Annotated in this window: 15 protein-coding genes; 4 read left to right on the plus strand and 11 right to left on the minus strand. The window is 72.9% G+C overall.

Features of this window, described 5'->3' with window-relative positions; translation table 11 throughout:
• Window positions 1-72: 72 nt before the first annotated feature.
• The 3 genes from ACFWE1_RS13600 to ACFWE1_RS13610 form a co-directional block, all read right to left on the minus strand.
• Entirely contained in the window at window positions 73-1,608 is a 1,536-nt protein-coding gene (locus ACFWE1_RS13600; RefSeq protein ID WP_376933961.1) for an FGGY family carbohydrate kinase, read from the minus strand.
• Between the two features lie 94 nt (window positions 1,609-1,702).
• Entirely contained in the window at window positions 1,703-2,335 is a 633-nt protein-coding gene (locus ACFWE1_RS13605) for a phosphatase PAP2 family protein (RefSeq protein ID WP_376933962.1), read from the minus strand.
• A 146-nt stretch (window positions 2,336-2,481) separates the two neighbouring features.
• On the minus strand, window positions 2,482-3,339 hold the full coding sequence (locus ACFWE1_RS13610) for a polysaccharide deacetylase family protein (RefSeq protein ID WP_376933963.1): 858 nt from the start codon (window positions 3,337-3,339) through the stop codon (window positions 2,482-2,484).
• A gap of 268 nt (window positions 3,340-3,607) precedes the next feature.
• Here ACFWE1_RS13610 and ACFWE1_RS13615 point away from each other — a divergent pair, with 268 nt between their 5' ends.
• A complete protein-coding gene (locus tag ACFWE1_RS13615) occupies window positions 3,608-5,053 on the plus strand; it encodes a carboxylesterase/lipase family protein (protein WP_376933964.1) in 1,446 nt (481 codons plus the stop codon).
• Here ACFWE1_RS13615 and ACFWE1_RS13620 read toward each other — a convergent pair.
• The 5 genes from ACFWE1_RS13620 to ACFWE1_RS13640 all read right to left on the minus strand — a co-directional run bounded on the left by ACFWE1_RS13620 (window position 4,965) and on the right by ACFWE1_RS13640 (window position 11,446).
• The gene (locus tag ACFWE1_RS13620; RefSeq protein ID WP_376933965.1) at window positions 4,965-5,330 is read right to left on the minus strand and encodes a helix-turn-helix domain-containing protein; all 366 of its coding nucleotides are present in this window, start codon (window positions 5,328-5,330) and stop codon (window positions 4,965-4,967) included. The two genes, ACFWE1_RS13615 and ACFWE1_RS13620, sit on opposite strands and share 89 nt — an antisense overlap.
• Window positions 5,327-8,182, minus strand: a complete 2,856-nt coding sequence (locus ACFWE1_RS13625) for a family 78 glycoside hydrolase catalytic domain (protein WP_376933966.1) — start codon at window positions 8,180-8,182, stop codon at window positions 5,327-5,329. Before ACFWE1_RS13625 ends, ACFWE1_RS13620 begins: the two co-directional genes overlap by 4 nt.
• Entirely contained in the window at window positions 8,179-9,474 is a 1,296-nt protein-coding gene (locus ACFWE1_RS13630) for an MFS transporter (RefSeq protein ID WP_376933967.1), read from the minus strand. Before ACFWE1_RS13630 ends, ACFWE1_RS13625 begins: the two co-directional genes overlap by 4 nt.
• A 131-nt stretch (window positions 9,475-9,605) precedes the next feature.
• Window positions 9,606-10,193: a MarR family winged helix-turn-helix transcriptional regulator gene (locus ACFWE1_RS13635; RefSeq protein WP_376933968.1), complete on the minus strand. Its 588-nt coding sequence runs from the start codon at window positions 10,191-10,193 to the stop codon at window positions 9,606-9,608.
• Between the two features lie 74 nt (window positions 10,194-10,267).
• The gene (locus ACFWE1_RS13640; RefSeq protein WP_376933969.1) at window positions 10,268-11,446 is read right to left on the minus strand and encodes an FAD-dependent oxidoreductase; all 1,179 of its coding nucleotides are present in this window, start codon (window positions 11,444-11,446) and stop codon (window positions 10,268-10,270) included.
• Window positions 11,447-11,520: 74 nt separating this feature from the next.
• Between ACFWE1_RS13640 and ACFWE1_RS13645 the strand changes: the two genes are divergently transcribed.
• The 3 genes from ACFWE1_RS13645 (at window position 11,521) to ACFWE1_RS13655 (ending at window position 13,084) form a co-directional block, all read left to right on the plus strand.
• Window positions 11,521-12,012, plus strand: coding sequence for a MarR family winged helix-turn-helix transcriptional regulator (locus tag ACFWE1_RS13645; RefSeq protein WP_376933970.1), 492 nt, complete (start codon window positions 11,521-11,523; stop codon window positions 12,010-12,012).
• Between the two features lie 53 nt (window positions 12,013-12,065).
• A complete protein-coding gene (locus ACFWE1_RS13650; protein ID WP_376933971.1) occupies window positions 12,066-12,209 on the plus strand; it encodes a hypothetical protein in 144 nt (47 codons plus the stop codon).
• 77 nt (window positions 12,210-12,286) lie between these two features.
• The gene (locus ACFWE1_RS13655) at window positions 12,287-13,084 is read left to right on the plus strand and encodes an aminoglycoside adenylyltransferase domain-containing protein (RefSeq protein WP_376933972.1); all 798 of its coding nucleotides are present in this window, start codon (window positions 12,287-12,289) and stop codon (window positions 13,082-13,084) included.
• Here the strand turns inward: ACFWE1_RS13655 and ACFWE1_RS13660 are convergent.
• The 3 genes from ACFWE1_RS13660 to ACFWE1_RS13670 all read right to left on the minus strand — a co-directional run bounded on the left by ACFWE1_RS13660 (window position 13,065) and on the right by ACFWE1_RS13670 (window position 16,160).
• Window positions 13,065-13,352 (minus strand): hypothetical protein, encoded by a 288-nt coding sequence (locus ACFWE1_RS13660; protein WP_376933973.1) that lies wholly within the window; start codon window positions 13,350-13,352, stop codon window positions 13,065-13,067. The genes ACFWE1_RS13655 and ACFWE1_RS13660 overlap by 20 nt on opposite strands.
• Before the next feature lie 163 nt (window positions 13,353-13,515).
• Window positions 13,516-15,162, minus strand: coding sequence for an MFS transporter (locus tag ACFWE1_RS13665; RefSeq protein WP_376933974.1), 1,647 nt, complete (start codon window positions 15,160-15,162; stop codon window positions 13,516-13,518).
• Window positions 15,163-15,173: 11 nt separating this feature from the next.
• Window positions 15,174-16,160, minus strand: coding sequence for a CorA family divalent cation transporter (locus ACFWE1_RS13670; RefSeq protein WP_376933975.1), 987 nt, complete (start codon window positions 16,158-16,160; stop codon window positions 15,174-15,176).
• Window positions 16,161-16,526 lie beyond the last annotated feature (366 nt).

The raw sequence follows: 16,526 nt of genomic DNA on the forward strand, positions 1-16,526 counted from the left end.
TGGGTCAGTGGGTCGGGCGGGCGACGACGGGGCACGGGCGAGGGGAGCGCGGGCGGAGAGCGGCGGGATGCCTCAGCCGGCGAGCCGCGTCGAGGCGGCCCGGAGCCGCCGCAGCGCGGGCCAGTGCGGGCGCATCGCGTCCCGGATGGCGAGGAAGTCGCCGTACGCTTCGGCGTAGACGGCGGAGCGCTCGGCATCCGGCGCGAACACGCTCGTGCCGGGCGCGAGGGCTTCGACGGCCGAGGCGAGATCGTCCGCGTGCCCGGAGGCGACGAGCGCGAGGCTCGCGACCCCGCGGGCGCCCACCTCGGGCGCATCCTGCCGAACGATCTCGCGACCGGTCACGTCGGCGAGGATCGCGCAGAGCAGGTCAGACTCGGAGCCGCCGCCGCACACCAGCAGCGCGCCCGCCACGCCGAGCACGTCGAGGCTCTCTCGCAGCGAGAAGGCGATGCCCTCGTACCCCGAGCGCAGCAGTTCGGCGGGCGTGGTGGTGACGCTCATGCCGTGCCAGGAGGCGGAGGCGGCCGAGTCGAGGAACGGGGCGCGCTCGCCGCTCGGCGAACCGTAGGGCAGGTAGAGCACCCCGCCGGAGCCGGCCGGCACGGCGGCGGCCTGCCGCTCGACCTCGGACCAGTGGTCATCGGTGAGCCCGAGCGTGCCGCGCACCCAGTCGAGGTTCGGCGTGCCGGTCATGGGCGCCATCGACTCGAGCACCTGCGTGCCGCGACCCGTCGAGAGCACGATGCCGGCGTCGCTGCGCACGTGCGCGCGGCTCGGCTGGTTGACGCCGACGAAGCCGGTGGTGCCGAGGATCGCGTAGCCCTGGCCGTCGCCGATGGCGCCGAGCCCGACGCCGGCGGACGCGGTGTCGACGAGGCCGACGGCGACGGGCGTGCCCTCCGGCAGCCCGAGCTGCGCGGCCGCGGCGGCGGTCACCCGACCGGCGAGCGACTGCGGGTCGCGCACCTCCGGCAGGCCCGCGCGGATGTGCTCGTGCCCGAGCGCTTGGACGAGTTCGGCGGAGTAGTCGCCGGTCGCGGTGTCGAGGTAGGTGCGGGACGCCTCACTTGGATCGGTCGCGATCTCGCCGGTGAGCCGGTACCGCAGCCAGTCCTTGCAGTTCAGCTGGTGGGCGAAGCGCTCGCGGGTCTCGGGCTCGGCCTCGAAGAGCTCCTCGGCGAGCAGCGGCAGCGCGCCGGCGAACAGCGGCGACCCGGTCGCACGCCGCACGGCCTCCGCGCGGCCGTCGGCCCGCCAGGTCTCGAGCCGTTCCGTGGCGCGGCCGTCGAGCCAGAGCGCGGCGGGCCGCACGGGCCGCCCCTCGCGGTCGACGAACCAGGCGCCATCGCCCTGGCCGGTGAGGCCGATGGCGAGGATCTCGGGATCGTCGTCGGCGCGCACCTCTTCGAGCACCGCGGTGATCGTGGCGGCCGCGGCATCCCAGATCCGATCCAGCTCGGCTTCGGCGGCGCCGCGGGCGTCGCGCTCGATGCGCACGCTCGATCTGGCGACCCCGGCGATCGTGCCGTCGAGCCGGAAGGCGACGGTCTTCACCGAGGTCGTGCCGGCGTCGATTCCGAGGACAATCGGGGTGCGTCTCTGCATGAGCCCATCCGAACATTAGTACGCGTGACTGATCTATTGTTCACAGCCTACCCCGCGCACCCCGATCGGTCCAACACCCAGGGTTGCCCGACTTTCATGAACGTCGGGCAACCCGGGGGTTGGACTCGGCTGTGGAGCGCGGCCGCAGCAACCACCAGGCCATCGAAACGACGAGCACGCCGAGCAGTGCGCCCGCGGCGACGTCGTGCGCGTAGTGCACCCCCTCGAGCACCCGGGCCGCCGCCGCGACGAGCGCGAGGACGAGCGCGAGCCAGATCGTGACCCGGCGCTCGGCCGCCAGCGCGATCACGGCAGCGAGGGCGAAGGCGACCGTCGCGTGGTTCGAGGGGAACGACCAGTCCCCCGCCGGCGGGCAATCCGCCGCGATCCCGCTCGACCAGCACGGCCGGCCCTGCGCGACGAGCAGCTTGATCCCCTCGCTCGCGGCGTAGGCGAACGGAACGGCGACGCTCGCGACGCCGAAGCTCAGCAGCCGACGGCGGTCTCGGCCGCGCAGCAGTCGGATGGCGACGAGCAGCCACAGCCCGCCCAGCGATCCGAGCGCGACGAGCGTCACGGCGCCGATCCCCGGAAGTGCCGCCGCCGCAGCGACCGCCTCGTGCAGCCGCCCCGGCAGGCTGCCCGGAACGACGGACAGGAGCAGGAACACCGCGGCGAGCGCGAGCAGCACGGCGGCGGGCAGGAGAAGCGGATGACGGAGCGACATGGACTCCGACCGTACGGGGCCGGGTCGGCGGCGTCATCCGCCTCGAGTCGGCCTCCGCGTCATCCGCTGGATCGACCTGACCGCCCGCCAACCAACCAACCCCGAGTTGCCCGACTTTCATGAAAGTCGGGCAACTCGGGGCGGGGTCACGGGTGGTACTCGCTGCGGAAGACGTCGTTCAGCGTGACGGTGGTGAGCCCCCGTTCGACGACGATGCCGTGCAACTGCGGGAAGACCTTCGTCACGGGGGCGAAGTTCAGGTGCCCGATCACGATGTGCTGCGGCAGGAACCACTCCCCCGCGAGATCCACGATCTGCTGCTCCGAGATGAGGCCCGAGTCGGCGAGCGAGCCGTACCAGAGCGTCGGCGTCGTGTATCCGATCGAGGCGGCCGCGGCGATCACCCGGTCGTCGGAGTAGCCGAACGGCGGCCGGAAGAACGGGCGCGCATCGACCCCGAACGTCTCGCCGAGGAAGTCGTGCGTGCGCGTCAGCTCGTCGACGATGCCCTGATCGTCGAGCGAGGTGAGATCGGGATGGCTCCAGGTGTGGTTCGCGAGCTGCACCTGCCCGGCGTCGACGAGCGGCCGCAGCGCGTCGGCGTTCTCCGCCCACGAGTCGTAGCAGCCCGTGACGAAGAGCGTGAGCCGAACGCCGGTCGAGGCCGCGAACGCGGCGTACGCCGCGACCACCGCCGAGTCGGTGCCGTCGTCGGCGGTCCAGGCGAGGAGCGTCCCCTCGCCGGGCAGGCCGGTGATCGGCTCGAACGGCGCGTCGACCCGGTCGAGCACCGGCGCCGCTTGGCGCGTCTCGACGTGCACGGCCCCCGGCGCGACGCTCGGCGCAGGGCGCGGCGGCGGAGCGCTCGGTGTGCTGGGTGCGGCGACCGGCGGCGCGGGGCGTTCCTTCGCGCATGCGGCGAGCGCGCCGCTCACGAGCGCGGCGGCGCCGAAGCCGAGGACGGCACGGCGGGATGCCCCGCCCGACTCCGCTGCCACGCGCATGCCCACTCCCCCCGGGTGAACGGCCGACGCCCTGCTCGCGGCGATCCTCGCACGGCGGTGCGCTGCGGAAGGACCCCGGCGCGGCATCTCCCCGCGTTCTGGGGGTGCCGCGCCCCGTCTCGCCGTGATGGCACTCGGCGGGCGCCAGCTCGAGCTGCACGACCTCGTGGTCCACGCGGTGAGATCCGGCGGCACCGTCGTCTGAACCGCCCCCTGCCCTCAGCAGCGATCGTCCCCGCCCGAGCGCCGCCCCGCCTACGCTGAGGAGATGATCGAGTCGGAGCAGCCCCGGTCCGCCACCGCCGTCACGGCGTCGCTCTCGACGGGAGCGGTCGAGGGCCTCGAGGCCGCGGGCATCCACCGCTTCCTCGGCATCCCCTATGCGGAGCCGCCCTTCGGCGCCCGCCGCTTCGCGGCGCCCGAGCCCGTCGCGCCCTGGGCCGGCCTGCGCGAGGCCCATCGCTTCGGCCCGACCGCGCCGCAGTCGCCCTATCGCGGCGCGCTCGGCGAACTGCTGAGCTGCCCCGTGATCGAGGGCGACGACGTGCTCACGGTGAACGTGTGGGCTCCCGCGGTCGCCGCCCCCGCCCCGGCGCCGGTCGTGCTCTGGCTGCACGGCGGGGCCCTCGAGCGGGGCGCCGCGGCCCAGCCCGGATACGACGGCACGACCTTCGCGCGCGACGGGGTGGTCTTCGTCTCGGCGAACTACCGGCTCGGCGCCGAGGGCTTCAGCGTGCTCGACGGTGCGCCCGCGAACCTCGGGCTGCTCGACGCGGCCCTCGCGCTCGAGTGGGTGCACCGCGAGGTCGCGGCGTTCGGCGGCGACCCCGCCCGCATCACGATCATGGGCGAATCGGCGGGCGGCGCGCTCGTCGCCTCGCTGCTCGCGCGCCCGACGTCCCGCGCCCTCGTCGCCGGCGCGATCATCCAGTCGGGTCCGCTCGAGGCGGTCGCGCCCGAGCAGGCGCGGCGCGCCTCCGATGCGATCGCGGAGCGGCTCGGCATCCCGGCCACCCGCGACGCCTTCGCCGCGGTGCCGCCGGCCGAGCTGCTGCGGGCCCGCTCGGAGATCGCGGCCGGATCCTCGCCGCTGAACGGCGCGCCGGGCTTCGCGCTCGCGATCGACCCGCACTCCCTGCCCGCCTCCCCCGTCGACGCGCTCGCCGAGGCCGAGGTGCCGGTCCTCATCGGCACCAACACCGACGAGTACCGGCTGTGGCTCAGCCCGGAAGCGCTCGCCGGCATCGGCCGCCTGAAGGCCTGGCTCGCGCGCCGGGTCATGCGTCTTCCCGAGCGCGCGGCGCGCGCGGTGCGGCGCGCGTCCCCGCACGCCTCGCCGGGCGAGGTGCTCGGCCAACTCGTCACCGACCGGATGCTGCGCGCCCCCGCCAGCCGCCTCGCGCGGTCGCGGATCGCGCCGACCTTCGTGTACGAGTTCGCCTGGCCGAGCCCCGTCCGCGAGCTCCGGGCGGCGCACGCCATCGAGATCGCCTTCGCGTTCGACCGCCTCGACGACGAGGACGCGGTGCGCCTGAGCGGGGCGGATGCCCCGGCCGCCCTCGCCCGCGAGATGCACGCCGCCTGGGTCGCCTTCATCGCGACGGGCGACCCCGGCTGGCCGGCGTTCACCGACGGGGGGATGACTCGCGTCTGGGACGAGCGCTCGCAGACGGTGCCGCAGCGCCGGGCGGAGGTGCTCGACGCACTGGGATAGCGGCGGCCTCGTCGAGCTGCGCGGCGATCTCGGCGAGCAGTCCGGCGAGCCGGACCCCGTAGCTGCGCGCGAGGGCGGCGAGCACCTCGCTCGAGGCCTCCTTGCGACCGCGCTCGAGCTCGGAGAGGTATTGACTGCTGACCCCGGCGCGGGCTGCCGCCTCGGCCAGGCTCTCGCCGCGCCCGGCCCGGCGGCGACGCAGCTCGGCGCCGAGCGCCGCCCGCCAGAGCGGTTCGCGATCGCCGAGCACGGCGATGCGCAGCTGCGGCCCGCTCACGCCGCCCGCTCGCGCGCGGCCCGCTCACGCACCGCGGAGAGCGCATCCAGCCGATGCCCGATCTCGCCCTGCACCGCCGGGCTCGCATACTGGAACACCAGCTCGGCGAGCGTCTGCCCGCGGGTCCACCGCGTGGCCGCGCGCATCGCGTCGACCGCACCGGGGCGGTGCGCCTCGAGCAGCTGTTCCACGAGGTCGAGCGCCTCGGGATCATCGGCGAGCTGCGCGAGGGACGAGTCGAGGCCGACCGCTCCGGGCCGCACCGCTTCGGGGGCCGCGCAGGTCCAGCGGTGCCGTCCGGCGCCGACCACCCGCGGAGCGCCGGCCGGTGCACCGGGCAACGCGAGCTCGGCCTCCACCCCGAGCGGGATCGTGGCGGTGACGACGACGAGCCCGCCGTCGCGGCGCCAGCCGAGCTCGATGCGACCGAAGGGGCTCTCGAAGGCGGCCGCGGCATCGTCGACGCCGGGGAGCGGATGCGGGGCGAGCCGCACCCGGCGGTGACCGGGCTCGAGGCTCGTGAGTCCCGCGAGCTCGCGGTGCATCCAGTCGGCGACCGCGCCGAGTGCGTAGTGGTTGAAGCTCGTCATGTCGCCGGGGTTGATGGTGCCGTCGGGCAGCATCGAGTCCCAGCGCTCCCAGATGGTGGTCGCCCCCATCGTCACCGGGTAGAGCCATGAGGGGCAGGCGGTCTGCAGCAGCAGTCTCGCCGCTGTGGCGTCATGCCCGGTCGAGGTCAGCGCGTCGAGGACGAGGGGCGTGCCGACGAAGCCGGTCGCGATGCGGTAGCCGTTCTCGCGGACGAGCTCCGCGAGCCGGGCGCCGGCCGCACTCCGAAGCCCCTCGGGCAGCAGTTCGAACACGAGCCCGAGAGCGTACGCGGTCGGGGTGTCCGACAGCATGCGCCCGGCGGGGGTGACGTACTCGCGCACGAAGGCCGTGCGGACCTCCTCGGCGATGCCGTCGTAGCGCTCCGCGTCGCCGTCGCGGCCGAGCAGCCGCGCCGCCCGGGCGAGCAGTCGAACCGAGCGGGCCAGGCAGGCCGTGGCCACGAGCCCGGTCGCCGTCATGGCCTGCCCGGGGCGCTCCGGCGGTGCCGTCGGGTCGAGCCAGTCGCCGAACTGGAAGTCGCCCTCCCACACCCGCGCGGGGCCGGCGAGCCGCAGGCAGAGCTCGACCCAGGCCCGGGCGCTCGGGTACTGGCACTCGAGCGTGCCGAGGTCCCCGAAACGGCGCTGCAGTTCGTCGGGCACCACGACCGCGGCGTCGCCCCACGCCGCAGCCGGGCGGGCCAAGCCGATGACATTCGGCACGACGAACGGCACGAGTCCGTCGTCGTCCTGCTCGAGCGCGAGGTCGCGGAGCCAAGAATCGAGGAAGCTGCGTACGTCGTAGAGGAACCCGGCGGTCGGCGCGAAGACCTGGATGTCCCCGGTCCAGCCGAGGCGCTCGTCGCGCTGCGGGCAATCGGTCGGCACGGACAGGAAATTCCCGCGCAGGCTCCACACCACGTTGTCGTGCAGCCGCTGCAGGAGAGGATGGGAGGTCTCGAACCACCCGGTGCGCTCGAGCTCGCTGTGCACCACGACCGCGGCGACGTCACCGGGCCGGAGTTCGCCCGGCCATCCCGAGATCTCGGCGTAGCGGAACCCGTGGAACGTGAACTCCGGCTCCCACTCCTCCACGCCGGTGCCGGCGAGGGTGTAGTGATCGGTCGCGCTCGCGCGACGCAGCGGTCGGGTGCCGAGCCGTCCGCCTTCGAGCACCTCGGCGTGCCGCAGGGTGACGGTGGCGCCCTCCGGCCCGGACACCCGGATGCGCAGGCGCCCCACGAGGTTCTGCCCGAAATCGAGGATGGTCGCCCCGTCCTCGCCCGGGAGCTCGGCGACCGGGGCGAGCTGCTCGATCCGCCGCACGGGCGGGGAGATGCGGGCACCGGGCACGGCCTCGGCGGGCAGCACCCGCGCTCGGGGCCATCCGGCGTCGTCGTAGCCGGGTTCGGCGCAGTCGCGACCAGCGGCATCGACGAGCGCCCTGCGCGCGTCGAAGCGCTCACCCGCGTACAGACCGCTCTCGAGCAGCGGGCCGGTCGCGGCCCGCCAGTCACCGTTCGTCGCGACCCACCGGCTCGTGCCGTCGGCGAACTCCAGCAGGAGCTGGGCGGCCGCCCTGGGTTGACCGCCGTAGCGGGGCTGCGCGTTCTGCCGGAAGCCGAAGTGCTCGGTCGCCCAGGCGCCGGCGAGCCGGATGCTCAGGCAGTTCACGCCGGGCCGCACGAGCGCGGTGACGTCGGTGGTGTCGTGCACGGTGCGCTTCGCGAAGGGCGTCCACCCGGGTTTCAGCACCTGGTCGTCGACGTCGACACCGTTCACCGCGAGCTGAGCGACGCCGACGGCGCTCGCGTACAACGTCGCTCTCACCACGGCGCCGCAGCTGAACTCGTGGCGGAGCACCACGGGCTGGGCGTGCCGTTCGGGAGCCGGGTGGCCGATCCACGCGGCGATCCACTCCCCTGCGCCGAGGAATCCGGCCGCGACCACGACCGGCTCGCTCCAGTCGCCGGTCACCCCGTCCTCGCCCGCGACCCGGACGCGCAGCCGGCCCTGATCGCGTGGCCCGAGTGGCGCGAAGGGCCACGCCACGCCGAGCCGTCCCTCGCCCTCCACCCTGGCCATCGCCGTCGTCGTCGCGCCGCCGAGCTCCCAGCCGAGCTCGGCGAACGCCTGCCGCCACGCCGGGTCGTCGGCCTCGACCCGCCAGCCGAGGCGGGGCTCGGCGACGGGGACGGGATCGCCCGGGCGCGGCGATTCGAGGTCGATACGGACGACCCGGGCTCCGCTCCGCCCGCTCACCGGGCCGCCTCCGCCGACTCCGTCGTGACCTCGGGGTCCGCGGCGCCCTCCTCGTCGATCACGCGGGTGGCCGCGCGGCCCCGGCGGAACACGAGCCACGCGCAGCCGAGCCCGAGCACGTTGAACAGGGTGAGCAGCGCGTACATGAGGGTGACGCCGGACTCGAGGATGAGGGGGGTGATCACGGCGAGACCGGCCGCGGCGAAGCGTCCGACCGCGATGATCGCACCCTGCGCGGTGGAACGGAGCAGCGTGGGGAACGACTCCTGCGTCCAGACCTTCATGATTCCCTCGAAGGCGAACGCGCCGCCGAGCGCGGCGAGCAGCGCACTGACCGCGTAGCTCACGAGATCGAGCCCGACGATCACCACCAGCAGCTTCGAGGCGATCATCAGCACGGCGCCGATCTGGAAGTAGCGGAAGCGGTTCGGGCCGTCGGCGATCTTCATGAACCAGAGGTATCCGAGCACCGCGACGGGAACCATCGGCAGGGCGATGAGCGCGGCCTGGCCGACGGTCGCGCCGCCGTAGGTGACGACGATGTAGGTGCCGAACTGGCCGCTCGTGTTCGCGACGAGGTTCGTCAGGCCGTAGAAGGCGAGCAGCGCGAGGAACGGCACGAGGTACGGCGGGCGCAGCAGGTCGCGCACCCGGGCTCGATCGGCGCGGATGGTCGCGACGCCGGCGCGACGCTCCGCGCGGGCCGCCCGCCAGCTCGGCGACTCCGGGATGGTGAGCCGGCCGAGCAGCACGAGCACGGCGACGAGCCCGATGTGCGCGAAGAGCACCTGGGCGCCGGCGCGCCCCCAGTCCCCGACGACGCTCGCGAGCACGGTGTTCACGACGATGCCGACGATCCACAGCAGGTTCGAGAAGCCGAGCAGGCGACCGCGATTGCGATCGGTGGCCGCCTCGGCGATCGTCGAGAGCGACACCGGCAGATCGGCGCCGGTGCCGAGGCCGAGGAGCACGGCGCCGAGCACGACCGCCGTGAACGAGGGTGCGACGAGCAGGGCGACGACCGCGACGACGATCAGCACCATCGTGGCGGTGAAGACCGGCCGGCGCCCGAAGCGGTCGCCGAGCCGCCCGCCGACGAGCGCGCCGAACGCGATGGAGAGGGTGAGGGCGCCGGCCGCGACGCCGACCTCCCACTGCTCGAGGCCGAGGTCGCGCTGGAGGATGACGAGCGAGGTGCTGAAGCCCGTGATGGCGGCCGAGTCGATGTAGGACGCCATGCCGGAGACGACGGCGACCCACCAGGGGCGGGAGTGCAGCGGACGGGTGGGCATTGCTTCTCCTTCGAAGCCGAGGGGACCTGGTGGGACCACGGTACCTCATGATTGTCGTAGGGACAATCATTTTGAGCGTGCGGCCCTCCTCACGGGGCCGGGCACCCGCTTGCCTCGCCGTCGGGCGCGGCTCAGCCTCCGGGACGGGGATCCCAGCGCGACGAGGACTCCTGCCAGGGCACGCCGGCGACCCGCTGGATCTCCCCCTCGACCCGGTGGTCGAGGTCGCGCACGAGGCGGATCAGCAGGTCCTCGAAGCGCTCCCGCTCGGCCACGCTCCACTCGGAGAGCGCCCCCGCGAAGTCCTGCTCGCTCGCGGCGACGATCCGTGCGGCGACGGCCCGGCCGTCCCGGGTCAGGGCGATCATCGTCTCGCGCCCGTCGTCGGGGTTCACCATCCGCCCGACGAGGCCCGCCTCCTCGAGCCGCCGCACGACCTTCGAGAGGTTCGAGCGCCCGGTGTGCACGGCGTCCGCGAGCTCGGTCGGACGGGTCGCACCGCGATACGCGAGCTGGTTGACGACGAGGAAGGCGAGCATGTCATCGACGAGCGGGAAGCGCGAACGACGCAGCAGGTCCTCACGGCGAGAGCCGGAGGCGGCCCAGGTGACGATCGCCTGCATCGCCGCACGGGCGTCGAGCCCATCGCCGCCGACGACGGCGCGCCGGAGCTCGGGGTCGGAGTCCAGCAGCACGGCATCGACAGGGGGACGGGACATGCGGCCATTCTCCCGGTCCGGCGGCCAGGACTCCATTCGCCGCGTCGGCGGGGTGCCGCGCCCCGTCTCGCCGCCTACACCGGCACGCGATAGGCGTACAGCTCGTCGTTCCTGGTGTCGTTCATCGCGTTCTTCAGGAAGATCGGCAGCAGGAGGTCGCGGATCGCCGTCGCGAACCTGGAGCTCCCGCCCTGTTTCTGCCGGCCGAGCTTGCGCGCGTAGGCGACGACCGCTTCGACGCGGGGCCGGCGCAGCCGCTCGTACTCGGCGAACGCGGTGGCCGGGTCGGACTCCCGCCGCAGGCAGCTCGCGAGCGTGGCCGCATCCTCGAGCGCGAGGGAGGCGCCCTGGCCGGCGTTCGGTGAGGTGGCGTGCACGGCGTCACCGAGGGCAACGACACGGCCCCGGTGCCAGCGCGGCACGTGGGCGAGGTCGAAGATGCCATACGCCCCGATCTCCCCCTCCACGTGGTCGAGGATGCGCGGCACCGGGTCGGGGTCGCCGGCGTGCGCCGCGCGCAGCTCGTCGAGCCAGGCGGATGCCGGCACGTCCCGCAGCGCGGATCGGTCTCCCGCGGGCCGGCTCGGGTTCGCGAACCAGTACACCGTGCCGTCGTCGCGGACGAGGTAGCCGAAGAAGCCGCGGTCACCGAAGACCATGTGCTGGCGGAGCGGGGTCGGCTCGAGGCCCGGCACGCGCGCGAAGCCGCCGACGCTGAGGCTGCCGGTGTACGCCGGCTCCGGCGCGCTCGGATCGATCCAGCGCCGGGTGACGGACCCGACGCCGTCGCAGCCGATGAGCACGTCGCCGCTCGCGCTGGTGCCGTCGGCGAAGCGGGCCGTGACGCGACCCGGCGACTCCTCGATGTCGTCGAGCCGGGCGCCCCACACGATCGGGATGCCCGCGGCATCGACCGCGTCCCGCAGCACCTGGTGCAGCCAGGCCCGGCGGACGACGACCGAGCCGAGCTCCGGTTTGCCTGCCGGGCCGTTGGGCACGGTGCCGAGCTTGCGGCCCCGCCCGCTCCACATCTCGAGGGAGGGGCTGAGGTGCCCGTCGGCGACGAGCCGCTCGCGCAGCCCGAGGGTCTCGAGCACCGCGAGCCCGTTGCTGGCGACGTTCAGGAACAGTCCGCCGTAGGCGTCCGGTTCGGCGCGCGATTCGAACAGCCGCACGGCCCAGCCGGCACGGTGCAGGAACAGCGCGGTCGCGGGGCCCGCGACTCCGCCGCCGATGATGAGCGCCTCTGGCATGGCTCGCCCTTCGCTAGATTGAAGGTGGAAAGAGTCTCGAAGTTCGAGTCTCTCTATTTTAGAGAGGTTATCAGGTGGTCGACTCCACTTCAAGCCGCGCCGAGGCCATCGCCGATCACGGCGAGGCGATGCGATCCTTCATGGCGCACGCCGTGCTGTTCCAGGACGCCGTGGCGCGCTCCGCCGGACTCAACGGCACCGACCTCCAGGCGCTCGGCCTCCTGCTGAGCGAAGGCCCGGCCACTCCGGGGGAGCTCGCGGCGCGCACCGGCCTGACCGCCGGCGGGGCGATCACGACCATGCTCGACCGACTGGAGCGGGGCGGCTTCGTCACCAGGAGCCGGGACGCGGCGGACCGTCGACGCGTCCTCGTCTCCGCGGTGCCGGAGGCCGTCTTCGCCGAGGTCGGTCCCGTCTACGGCGCCGTCGCCTCGCGCTGGAACGACTACCTCGACACGCTCAGCGAGGAGCAGATCCGCTTCGCCACGGAGTTCCTCGAACGCGCCGCGGCGTTCAACCGCGACGAGACCGATCGCCTCCGCCGCGAGCCCCGCGAACGCAGCTGAGCCATAAAGCACAGCGTTTCCACCTCGGCTTCCTTCGCATCTATGCTTGGTCCATGCAGGAGGAGCGAACCGGATCGGGAGGCGTCATGGACCTCATCGCCGAACTCCGTCGCGTCGCTCGAGCGCACCCGATCCCGTTCTGGGGCGGAGCGGCGCTGATGCTGAGCTGCACCATGATCACCCTCCTGAGTCTCTAGGCGCAGCGGCGACGCACTCGGGATCTGCCGAGAGCGGAACGACGGCGGGCCCCGGCCGCCGTTGCTAGCGTCGGAGGATGGACGAACTCCTCGCGCCCGTGCTCGACCACCTCGATCGCGCTGAGCCGGGCGAGTTCGCCGGCGTCTACCTGTACGGCTCGTCCGTGTCGGGCGGCCTCAGGCCCGACAGCGACATCGACCTCCTGGTGCTCACCCGGCGCTCGCTGACGACGACCGAACGCGAGGAGCTGACTCGCGTGCTGCTCGACTCCTCGGGCTGGTCGGGGCATGCAGAGACCTTCCCCGAGGCGGCGGCGGGGCGGCCGCTGGAGCTCACGGCCGTGGTGATCGGGGCGGATGGCCGCTGGCCCGAGCCGGCGGTGCACGACTACCAGTTCGGCGAGTGGCTGCGGGCCGACATCCTGGGCGGAGCGGTGCCGGAGCCGAGCGACGACCCCGACGTGCCGATCCTGCTCGCGACCGCGCAGACCGCGCACCGGGTGCTGCGCGGCGCGCCGCTCGCCGACGTCGTCCAGCCCGTGCCGGTGTCCGCGCTCACCGAGGCGATGCTCGGGATCATCCCCGACATCCTCGAGGAGATCGTCGGGGACGAGCGCAACACGCTGCTCGCCTTCGCGCGCATCGTCACGACCCTGCGCACCGGGGGCGAGATCGTGCCGAAGGATGTCGCGGCCACCGCCGTGGCGGCGACGCTCCCGTCCACCGAGCGGGCGCTCATGGAGAGGGCGAGGGACGGCTACCTCGGCATCGCGCCCGACGATTGGACGGGCCTCGGCGACGAGGTCACTGCGCTCTCGCACGCGCTCGCACGGCAGGCGTCGGAGCTCGCCGCCGCTACGCCGGCACGCGATTGAGCAGCACGTACCCCTCGGGCACCGCGGCTTCGAGTGCGGCGTTCGCCGCCTGGTAGTCGGGCCCCTCCGCCTCGATCGTCTCGACCCGGTCCGGCCGGATGACCCCCTTCGCGGTGGTCACCCCCTCCTTCATGGAGAAGTGCGCCTGCACGAGCACGTGCCCGGCCGGAACGAGCGCGACGAGCGCGTCGTACGCGGATCCGCGGTCGTGCCCCTCGGCGACGAGTTCCGTCGTGGCGGTGGGGCGGATGGTTCCGGTGAGGCGCATGCTTCGAGCCTAGAGCCGTGCGCCGCAGCATTCGAGCTCGCCGAAGCCCTGACTAGCCCGGCCAGTGCGCGAACTCCGGTGGGATGCTCCACTCGTTCGCGTTCGCTTGGAGCGCGCCCCGGCGACGCCGAGAGCCGCTGTTGCAGCGTCGACCGCACCACCCTCAGGGTGCGATGTCCGAGCGCGCCGCCTTCCGGAGCCGCAGTGCGGCGACGAACCCGAAGACGAGGAAGAGCGACGCGATGAGCAGCGCCCATCGCGTCCCATCGGCGAACCCGTGCTCGAGCGCGCGCAAGGCCTCGGCGGTGTCTGCACCCAGTGGGCTGCCCGTCCCCTCCGCTCGGAGCTCGGACAGGTTCGTGCCGGCGCTCTGCCGCGTCGCCTCGGTCAAGCGGCTCGCGGACGCCCCACCGATGCCCTCGCTCGCGAGAGCGGCGGGCAGCGTGAGCGCAAGCGCGACGGACAGCGCCGCACCGGCGAACGCCGTGCCGAGCGCCGAACCGATCTGGCGGACCGTGCTCTGCGTCGCAGAACCCTGACCCGAGACCTCGACGGGGACGTCTTGGAGCACGGTCCCGGTGAGCTGCGCCGATGCGAGTCCGAGCCCCAGCCCGTAGACCACGAGCGGCAAGGCGACGAGCCACGCCGACGTGCCCGCATGAACGACGAAGGCGAGGACGACGATACCGAGCACCTCGATGCCGAGGCCGATGAGCACCGTCGTCGGTGAGCCGAACTTGGCAGCGACGTGCCTCGCCATGGCACCGGAGGCGAACGCACCGATGGCCATGGCCGCGATCACGAGACCCGAGCTCATGACGTCCAACCCCAGTCCGTTGACCAAGTAGAGCGGAAGTACGAAGATGATGGCGAACTCGCCCACCGCGACCATCGCCGCTGTGGCGTTGCCCCAGCTGAAGGTCGGCAGCTTGAACAGGTTGAGGTCGAGGATCGCCGAGCGCTGCGCTCGCTGCCGATGCCGTTCCCAGAACACGAAGGCGACCAGCGCCAGTACGGCCACCGCGAGGGCGATCGGTACGGGCGATACCGGGGCGTCGCTCGGCCAGGTCACGCCGAAGATCGCGAACTCGGCGGTCGGGCGCCACCAGCCGATACTCGGCCCTTCGATGACGGCGAACACGAGCGCACCGAAACCGATCGCGCTGAGCAGCGCGCCGTCGACATCCGCGCCCGGTCGCCCCTTCGCGCCGCGGGTCTCGGGCACCGTCATCAACGAGCCGATCAGCACGAGCAGCCCCAGCGGCAGGTTGATGAGGAAGATCCAGTGCCAGGAGGCCCATTGGGTGAGCGCTCCGCCCGCGAGCGGGCCGATCGCCGCGGCACCCGAGATCACTGCGCCCCAGACGCCGAATGCCGCGGCCCGGTACCGCCCGCGGAAGATCGCATTCACGGTCGAGAGCGTCGACGGCATGATCAGCGCCGCGCCCACCGCCTGCACCGCACGGGCGAGGATGAGCGGGCCCGCGGCATCCGCCATCGCTGCGAGCGCGCTGCCGAGCATGAAGACGGCGATGCCGAGCACGAAGAGACGGCGTCGGCCGAACCGGTCCGCAAGAGAGCCGGTGGAGAGCAGCAGGGCTGCCAGCAGAGCGGCATACAGACTGCCGACCCATTGGGCGTCGGTGAGGTCGAGGTGCAGCTCGCGGATGATGTCGGGCAGCGCGACGCCGACGATGGTGCCATCGAGGACGATCATGCCGAGCCCGGCCGACAGCACGGCGAGTGCGAACCACTCACGGCGTGTCGGTGCCGGCTCTGAGCTCGAGAGGGTTGGAGTGCGCTCGCTCATGATCTTCCTTCCTACAGCCATCCGCGGCGGCGGAGCGTGAGGTACGCCCAGAGTTCGAGCCCGACCAGCACGGCCGCAACGGCGATCCAGCCCCACCAATCGTTCGTCCCGGGCAGGTTCCTGAAGTTCATTCCGTAGAGGCCGGCCACGACGGCTGGAATCGCGAGCAGGGCGGCGAATGACGAAATCTTGCGCGAGTCCTCGCTCACCTGGCTGGCGACCGTGTTCTCATGGGTCGCGATGATGCTGTCGATCGCGGCCTTCTGAGCGTCGGTCAGTCGATCGAGCGCCACCAGGTCGGCGACGAGATCGAGGACGTACGGCTCCATCGACGCATGTCCGGCACCGAAGCGGCGCATGGCCTCGACGTTGTGGCTTAGTGCCGCAGCGATCGCGGAGACGGCTCGATCGACCTTGCCGATGTGGTTCCGCAAGCGATAGATGCGCACGGCGTCATCCTGCACCTCAGCATCGAAGACCTGATCCTCGAGTTCGAGGAGTTCGGCTTCCAGCGTCGCCCCGACATCGGCGTACCCGTCCACGATGTCCGCGACGATCGCATGGACTCCGGTGATGGCGCCGCCGGAGAGCGCGAAGCGCGTCGCATCGAGCCGCTCGGCGATGCGTTCCACCCGTTGTCCGCGTTGCACGGTGATGAGGAGCCCGTCGCGGGCGAACAGGTCAACCTCGGAGATGAGCATCCGTTGGGTCGCACGGTGGTAATCGAGCGCCCAGATCACCAGGAAGAGCTCGTCGCCGAACCACTGCACCTTCGGCTGCTCCCGGTGTCCGGTGATGTCGTCGATCACGAGACGGTGCACCAGGAACCGCTCGAAGTACTCGCGCAGCAGCTCGGGCTGCGGGTCCGCCAACCCGATCCAGAGGAATCCGCCGAGTTCGGCCTCGGCGTCGGCGACGAGGCGCAGCCCGTCCAGGTCGCCCGCGGGGACGTCCTGGTGAGTGCCGTCGTTCGCGTACCGTCGTGCGGTCAGTTCCATGTCGACCTCGGTCTCTCGCGCGGGCGGTCCACAGCGCCGGGTGGCGGCGGGTATGGTGGCCGGGCCGCCCCCGTCGCTACAGTGTGGCGATCGGGTGGAGCGAATGGCCCGCTCCACCCGATCGGTCCGATCGGTGCCGGACAGGTGCATCGAAGCACCTCCGTGGGAGGGCGAGCCGTTTCCCCCGAACCGTGTCGCCCTCGCCGAGCCGACGCCCCCACGTCGGCCCGTCCTCTCACGAAGTCGCGTCACGCGGGTGCGCTCGCGCTTCGCCGTCCTCCTCGTGGGTGCCGTGCTTCTGCTTGTCGGCCTCGCTGCGGCGGTCCCAGCTGGGCCGTCTGACGGCGTAGAAGATGAGCGGCGGCA

The organism is Agromyces sp. NPDC060279, assembly GCF_042726785.1.
GTDB lineage: Bacteria > Actinomycetota > Actinomycetes > Actinomycetales > Microbacteriaceae > Agromyces.

Bases quoted from the DNA above. Each gene is read 5' to 3' on its own strand.
- ACFWE1_RS13665 (WP_376933974.1), bottom strand. From the start codon at position 15,162: ATGAGCGAGCGCACTCCAACCCTCTCGAGCTCAGAGCCGGCACCGACA.
- ACFWE1_RS13605 (WP_376933962.1), bottom strand. From the start codon at position 2,335: ATGTCGCTCCGTCATCCGCTTCTCCTGCCCGCCGCCGTGCTGCTCGCG.
- ACFWE1_RS13610 (WP_376933963.1), bottom strand. From the start codon at position 3,339: ATGCGCGTGGCAGCGGAGTCGGGCGGGGCATCCCGCCGTGCCGTCCTC.
- ACFWE1_RS13600 (WP_376933961.1), bottom strand. From the start codon at position 1,608: ATGCAGAGACGCACCCCGATTGTCCTCGGAATCGACGCCGGCACGACC.
- ACFWE1_RS13650 (WP_376933971.1), top strand. From the start codon at position 12,066: ATGCAGGAGGAGCGAACCGGATCGGGAGGCGTCATGGACCTCATCGCC.
- ACFWE1_RS13635 (WP_376933968.1), bottom strand. From the start codon at position 10,193: ATGTCCCGTCCCCCTGTCGATGCCGTGCTGCTGGACTCCGACCCCGAG.
- ACFWE1_RS13630 (WP_376933967.1), bottom strand. From the start codon at position 9,474: ATGCCCACCCGTCCGCTGCACTCCCGCCCCTGGTGGGTCGCCGTCGTC.
- ACFWE1_RS13615 (WP_376933964.1), top strand. From the start codon at position 3,608: ATGATCGAGTCGGAGCAGCCCCGGTCCGCCACCGCCGTCACGGCGTCG.
- ACFWE1_RS13655 (WP_376933972.1), top strand. From the start codon at position 12,287: ATGGACGAACTCCTCGCGCCCGTGCTCGACCACCTCGATCGCGCTGAG.
- ACFWE1_RS13640 (WP_376933969.1), bottom strand. From the start codon at position 11,446: ATGCCAGAGGCGCTCATCATCGGCGGCGGAGTCGCGGGCCCCGCGACC.
- ACFWE1_RS13670 (WP_376933975.1), bottom strand. From the start codon at position 16,160: ATGGAACTGACCGCACGACGGTACGCGAACGACGGCACTCACCAGGAC.
- ACFWE1_RS13660 (WP_376933973.1), bottom strand. From the start codon at position 13,352: ATGCGCCTCACCGGAACCATCCGCCCCACCGCCACGACGGAACTCGTC.